Annotated in this window: 2 protein-coding genes and 1 pseudogene; 2 read left to right on the forward strand and 1 reads right to left on the reverse strand. The window is 43.4% G+C overall.

What is annotated here, in order from left to right; all coding sequences use genetic code 11:
* Positions 1-199: 199 nt before the first annotated feature.
* Together ACLFKQ_RS13605 and ACLFKQ_RS13610 are read left to right on the forward strand one after the other, a co-directional pair.
* Positions 200-1,777, forward strand: coding sequence for a ferredoxin--nitrite reductase (locus ACLFKQ_RS13605; protein ID WP_449000315.1), 1,578 nt, complete (start codon positions 200-202; stop codon positions 1,775-1,777).
* Between the two features lie 531 nt (positions 1,778-2,308).
* Positions 2,309-3,838, forward strand: a complete 1,530-nt coding sequence (locus ACLFKQ_RS13610; protein WP_449000358.1) for a NarK family nitrate/nitrite MFS transporter — start codon at positions 2,309-2,311, stop codon at positions 3,836-3,838.
* 599 nt (positions 3,839-4,437) lie between these two features.
* Here the strand turns inward: ACLFKQ_RS13610 and ACLFKQ_RS13615 are convergent.
* A pseudogene (locus tag ACLFKQ_RS13615) lies at positions 4,438-7,619 on the reverse strand (efflux RND transporter permease subunit).
* Positions 7,620-7,729: the final 110 nt, after the last annotated feature.

The following is a 7,729-nucleotide window of genomic DNA, read 5'->3' on the forward strand; positions in this document are numbered from 1 at the left end:
ATTTATAGATATTCCTACTTTTTATTAATATTTTTAATATTTCACTGTTTTATTTAGTCAGAGTTCGATCGCTTGGTAAATAATCTATCTAAAGTTATAAAAAAGATCGGTCAATTAGTAATCGTAACTACAGCTACAGTAAAACTGATATTAACTCTCTATACTTGCCTATTAACAGAAGTTCAACTCATAAAAAATCATGGCGGTAACTTCCAAAAAGAAACTCAACCCTATAGAAAAAGCTAAAGCAGAAAAACATCCATTGTTGTTTAAATCAGAACTAGAACGCTTTGCCTCTATGGGTTGGGAAGCAGTAGAACAGGAAAATGAATTTGCCCTCAAACAAGGACTCAAGTGGTTGGGTTTTTTCTATCGTCCAGTGATTCCTGGCAAGTTTATGCTGAGGATGCGAACGCCTAATGGCATTCTTACTAGTGGTCAAATGCGAACCCTAGCAGATATCGTACGGCGTTATGCAGTGGCCGCAGGTCAACAATCAGAGGGTAATGCTGACATTACCACCAGACAAAACATTCAATTGCGCTGTCTTCATCTCAAAGACATTCCCGATATTATCGAGCGATTGTGGAATGTTGGTTTGACCAGCGTTCAGTCGGGAATGGATAACGTACGTAATCTGACTGGCTCCCCCGTAGCGGGTATCGATGCCGATGAATTAATCGATACGCGAGGTTTAGTACGCAATCTTCAAGACATGATTACGAAAAATGGTGAAGGTAATCTCGCTTTAAGTAATTTGCCTCGCAAGTTTAACATCGCAGTGGCAGGGGGTCGTGATAATTCCGTCCACGCTGAAATTAATGACTTGGCTTACGTTCCTGCTTACAAAGATGGAGTTTTGGGTTTTAACGTGCTAGTAGGTGGTTTCTTTTCCGCCAAACGTTGTGATGCGGCAATTCCTTTAGACGCTTGGGTCGAAGCCAAAGATGTCGTACCTTTAGCCGAAGTGATTTTGCGCGTTTACAGTGATAATGGCTATCGCGGCAATCGTCAAAAAACCCGCATGATGTATTTAATTGAAGAGTGGGGATTAGAAAAGTTTCGTGCCGAATTAGAAAACCAGCTAGGCTATTCTCTAGGCAGAGCCGCAGATAAAGATGAAATAGATTGGGACAAACGCGATCACATAGGCGTGTACCCACAAAAGCAACCTGGTTTGAACTATGTCGGCTTACACGTACCTATCGGGCGGATGTATGCCGGAGAGATGTACGAACTAGCTCGAATTGCAGAAGTTTACGGTAGTGGTGAAATTCGTTTGACCGTCGAACAAAATTTGATTATTCCCAATATTCCCGATTCTCGTTTAGACATGGTTTTAGATGAGCCATTAATTAGAGAACGCTTTACTATCGACCCCAAACCTTTGCCCAGAAAATTAGTTTCTTGTACTGGTGCAGAATTTTGTGGTTTTGCCATTATCGAAACTAAAAATCGAGCTTTGGCAATGATCGAAGAATTACAAGAGGAACTAGAGATCCCAGAATCCGTACGCATTCACTGGACGGGATGTCCCAACTCCTGCGGTCAACCCCAAGTTGCAGACATAGGATTGATGGGAACCAAAGCTCGTAAAGATGGCAACATGGTTGAAGCTGTAAATATCTATATGGGTGGTAAAGTAGGCAAAGATGCTCGACTTGGTGAAGAGGTAATGAAATCGATCCCTTGTGAAGACCTCAAACCGGTATTGTGCGAGCTACTAGTAGAAAACTTTGAGGCTCTTCCCAAACAACTCGCTGAAACTTCTGTTTAATTTAAATATCGCGATAGTTTTAGTACGGTTAGTTCGGTATTTATCGATAATTTGTCGTTCGACTGTCTCAAGTCAGAGACTACTGCGGAGACAAGCGAGTCCTACTCGCGAGGCGAAAAGCTGCGCAAGAGACTTGCTGAGTCTACGAGTTGCTCCGCAAACGCAACCTGCAGCCTAACGGGTGGCATAAACAAGGAGCTGTGACTCGAATTCACTTCGAGTCCTTGAAAACCCCGCCCCTGGAGAAAACCGAGGGGCTGTCCGATGAGGAAACCCTATCGGTTTATACACACCGTCAGGCGACGCGCCCTCCTCTGACCGTTGGTCAAGAGTTGAAGCTTTTTTCAATAGCTTTAAGCTGTAAACTCTCAGAAATTTATATCAATTCAGAAAATACATGAGACAGATAACTTTTCTCCATCTCCCTGTCTCTATGTCTCCATGTCAATCTATCTGTATTAACTAAAAACTAAAACAATATTACAGGGATTTTTAGTTGAATAGAGTAACCTTTTAATCATCAAACAATTAATTATGTCTGGAATTTGGTCATTTAGCGGTCGTTATCGCATTTTACATTTAACCTGGTTTGCTTTTTTTATCACTTTTGTAGTTTGGTTCAATTTCGCGCCATTGGTAACCGCAGTCAAAGGCGAGCTGAATTTAACTGAAGCCCAAGTTAGAACGATTTTACTTTGTAATGTTGCTTTTACCGTTCCGGCACGAATCATTATAGGTATGTTGCTCGATAAGTGGGGACCGCGCATTACTTATTCAGCCATGTTGATTTATGCTGCAATTCCCTGCTTTACTTTTGCGCTGGCTAATGACTTCAACCAACTAGTTATCAGTCGTTTGGCTTTGAGCATTGTCGGCTGCGGCTTCGTGATCGGGATTCGCATGGTCGCAGAATGGTTTCCTCCTAGCGAAATTGGTTTGGCAGAAGGAATTTATGGCGGTTGGGGCAACTTTGGCTCGGCAGCCTCAGCATTTGCCTTGCCAACGATCGCAACATTGCTAGGATTTATCGGCACTAGTGCAATTAATTGGCGTTTGGCGATCGCTCTAACGGGAATTATTTCTTTGCTCTATGGCATATTTTATTACTTTAACGTCTCGGATACCCCACCAGGCAAAGAATACGAGCGTCCCGATCGCGCTACGGGAATCGAAGTAACCAGCAAAAGAGATTTCTGGTTTTTGTTGCTGATGAATATTCCTTTAGTTGGAGTATTAGGAGTCTTGGCGTGGCGTTTGATGGGAGTTGATTTTCTCAGTCAAACCCAGTTTATAATTATTTGTGTACTCCTGGTTGGTTTGTATCTCTTTCAAGCCTACGGTTGTTGGAATGCCAATCAAGATTTGATGCGGGGACGAAAACACTATCCCGCCTCCGATCGCTATCAGTTCAAACAAGTTGCCCTACTAGATCTAGCTTATTTTACCTGTTTCGGTTCCGAACTAGCGGTTGTCTCGATGCTACCGACGTTTTTCGAGCGAGGCTTTAACTTGTCGGAAGCTGCGGCTGGGGCGATCGCCTCTAGCTATGCCTTTATGAACTTAGCTGCTCGTCCTGGCGGTGGTTTGATTTCCGATAAAATTGGCAGCCGTAAATGGACGCTAGTAACTCTAGTGGGCTGCTTGGGAATTGCCTACATGATTATGAGTCGCATTGACGGTAGTTGGTTACTTTCGGTAGCAGCGATCTTTGCCATGCTAGCAGGCATATTCGTGATGGCGGCAGAGGGAGCAACTTATGCGATCGTGCCCTTAATCAAACACCGAGTTACCGGTCAAATTGCCGGCAATGTTGGTGCATACGGTACCGTCGGTGCGGTAACTTACTTAACCGTCTATAGTTTGTTGCCTGAAGGTAATACTGGCAACCAAATTTTCTTCTCGATGTTGGGAATTGCTGGTCTCATCGTCGCCTTTTTGTGTGCTTTTTTTCTCAAAGAGGTTCGAGAAGAACACAAAGGAGTTCCAGAACCAGAAGTGGATGGAACTATGCCAGCTTCTAACACCAGAGAGTTAGAAGAGATTAACCAAAGAGAGCGATAAATACTTATTGGTTGGCGCAGGATTAGATGATTTTTCCCTCGTACAAGTTGCGCCAACTAATAATTTGCTTGGAATTTTGACCGAGTGATGGATGTTAAAGGATTGCTGTAAACTATTTACTTATTCATAGTTAAAGAACAGAAAACTGTGTAATTTCTAGTTGGAAGGGATGAAAAGGATTATTTCGGTATTTAATTAATATGGTGATAGTCAACTTTTTGATTGCAATTACAGCATTATTAGCTTCGACTAGCCTGTTTTGACTAATCATGACTGCAGACTTGGGCTGGGGACCTATCGCCTATATCGCTTCTTTTTTAGGTGGAATAGTTTTGATGGGCTGGGCGGGTGTTGCTTGTCTCGACCTGTTTAAAAACTGAAATAGCTTAAGTAAGCAGACTCACTTTACCGACAAACTAACACATCTTTAGAACATCTTTTAGGGAACGAAATTAAACCCGAACATTCGATCGGGTTATAAATACTATTGCGATTTAAGACCAGATTGCTATTATCATCTCAATTATTCACTTGCTTTTTCATTGTTTGATACATAAAAATGTATGTGTAGTTCCTCAATCTAAATTTCGATAAAAATATCAAGATTCAATTTGAGGTAACTGTTTGCGATGAGAGCGTCTTTTCTTCCTCAATCTGCTTAATCCCTGTGTGATATCGTCAACAAAAGTATAGAGTATAGGAATCACGATTAGTGTTAGCAGAGTAGAAACAGTCAAACCGCCCAAAACTACTGTAGCAATGGAAGAGTAAGCATCCATGCCAGTTTCGGGATAAAAAGCCAGGCGCACGATCGCAATCATGGTGGTTAGAGTGGTCATAAAGATTGCTTTGAGTCGTACAGGTCCTGCCTGACGGATGGCTTCGGCTCTGCAAACTCCTTCTTCCCGCTTGGTTAAAATTAACTCCAATAACAAAATAGCTGCGGAAACGGAAATACCAGAAAGAATGATTATTCCCAGGATTGAAACCGTGGAAAGGGTTTGTTTTGCCAGTAATAATGCCCCAAATATGCCAACTAACTCCAAGGGAATAGACAGCATCATTACTAAGGGTTGGATAAACGAGCCAAACTGAATTACCAGAATGAGGTAAATCAAAATAATGGAAACAATTAAACCTTTAAGTAGGCGATCGAATTCAATCATCATATCGGTCATATCCCCCATCGAATCCAAACCGTAACCTGGAGGGAAATCTAATTCTGCTCCGGCTTTCATAGCGATCGCCATTGACAAATCCATTGAAGCAGGACTGGATTTACGATAGTAACCATTAACGTAAACTACCCGCTTGCCGTTAACGTGTTCGATGAGAGTAGGACCGTATTCTCGTTTTAGAGTAGCGACGGTGCTAAGGGGTACTTGCTGTGCGTCAGGAGTAGTGATGTATGTAGCAGCGAGATTTTGACCGGATGCGCGATCGCTTTCTTGATAGCGGACTAGAATAGAATTCTGTCTCAAATTGGGACGATTGTAATATTTACGAGTAAAACCACCATTGAGAGCGTAACGAGCTTGCTCGGCTACTTCTTCGATATTTAAGCCTAACTCCTGAGCGCGACGGCGATCGATTTGTAGCTGGTATTCGGGTTGAGTTAACGCGGAACTGGTATGCGCCATTACTAGCCCTGGAGTATCTTTGGCAATCTCTAATACTTTTTCCGCCAGAGGATAGAGTATCTCTAAATTCTCGCCATACACCGCAATTTGAATCGGTGCAGCAGAAGTAGCCATTACGTCTACACCCATTTCCTTAAGTGCGATGCGCCGTAAACCAGGGATAGTGCGACGAGCTTTAGTTTCTACTGCATCCATAACCTGCCAGATGTCGCGATCGCGTTCGTTTAAATCTTTGAGAGTAACAATCGCTGAAGCCGTATTTACACTACCCATACTGTAACCGCTAAAGTAGGTACTGTTGCGAGTAATTTCAAAGCCAACGTTAGAAGAGACTTTTTCAACTTCAGGCTGTTCTAGTAAAATCGATTCAAACTGTTGAGCAACGCGATCCGTCCGCTCGAAGGATGTTCCCGCTTCCAATTCGATGGTTGCCATAAACTGCCCCGAATCACCCAAAGGCATCATTTCTTGGGGAACTAGGGGATAGAGAGCAAAGGCGAGAACGATAGTCGCTCCCGCGATCGCCAAAGTGATTTCTCGATTTCTCAAACAGATATCTAGTAACCAACCGTAACCTTTTTCTAATGCCTGAAAACCCAAACGGAAGGGAGATAGCAACCATTGCAACCATGTCTTACGATTTCCCTGTGTTTCCCCGATTGGTTTGAGGAAAAAGGCTGCCAGTAGAGGAATTAGGGTAATGGAAACCACCAACGAAGCAATAAAAGCAAACACCATCGGTAAGATTAACCCTGCAAACATCAGCCCCGTCAAACCCCCTGAAAGGACGGTGGGAATTAAAGCTGCAATCATTACGCAGCTAGCAGCAGCACTAGCGAGAAATACTTCTCCCGTACCCTGAATAGCTGCCTATCGGGGTGTTTTCCCTTCTTTTAATTTGCGATCGAGTCAATCACAATAATCGAATCATCCACTAGTTTCCCAATTGCCATCATCATCCCTACCAAAGTAGAGGAATTGAGAGACATGGAAAAGGGAATAAAGGGCAGCATAGAAAGAGCGAGGGTAGTGGGAATGGAAATCATCACGATCGCCGTTGCCCGAAAATCCTCTAAAAACAGTAGAATTACTAACCCCGCCAGTGCCACACTAATTAATAATTCTCCTGTAGTGCTATCTTTAATTAATTCCACCAGGAATGAGTTATCGTAAGCCTCTTCAAACTCTAACCCTAGATACTGAGATTCAATTTTTTCTAATTCCTTTCTCACTCTGGCAATCACCTGTGGGGAACTAGAGTCGGGTTTCTGGATAACATTAACTGCTAAAGCAGATTCCCCATTATAACGATAGGCACTGCGACGCTCCTCGTAAGTATCTTTTACTTCCGCTACATCTCGGACATAAACAATCTGCCCGTCCCTTTCCCAGATCGGGTAATTCCTGACAACCTGGGCATTAAGAGCGCGATCGTCTGCCCGTACTAAGATCTCTTCGTCTCCCTGAGTTAAAACTCCCGCACCCTTACTAACATTATTATTATCAATTGCATCTCTAACTTGAAGAATCGACAGTCCGTAGGCTGCTAGCTTCTGGCGATCGACTATTACCTGTAGCTGTCGCCGATATCCCCCTGTAATGTAAACAGACTGAACATCCTGTACGTTAGTCAGGCGATCGACTAAGGTATTATCGGCAAGCTCCCGTAACTTCACCCAATCCCAACTCTCAGCCTTGAGTGCCAGAGTCAGCACGGGACGATTTAATGGATCGATGGGCAACACCCAATAGGAACGAGTATCGATCCCGTCCATCGGCAAATCTCCCTCTGCCGATTTCATCACGCTTTGCACATCCCGAACCGCTTTATCGATGTCCCCACCCCAGGCAAACTGCACAGTTACCAAAGACAAATCCTGTTGAGAACTGGAGCGCACAAAACGTACTCCATCAAGAACAGTCATGCGTTGTTCGATGGGTTTGCTGATATAGGTTTCCACCTCCATTGGCGACGATCCAGGAGTTCTGGTAATTACTGCTACCAGAGGACTCTGTACGTAGGGCATCATCCACACGGGAATGATAATTAAGGTAAGAACCGAGAGGATGAGAACCCCGATATAGAGGGCGACAGTAATTACAGGGTTGCGAATTGACCAACGGGTGAAAAAGGTTGTCATGAAGTGGAATTAGGCAGATTGAATTGCTTGACTTCCAACCACAATGACACATGAAAATTAACGGTACTTAAACAATTTAAACAGACAAAATAAGATAGAATACCTTTGCT

The organism is Myxosarcina sp. GI1(2024), assembly GCF_053543375.1.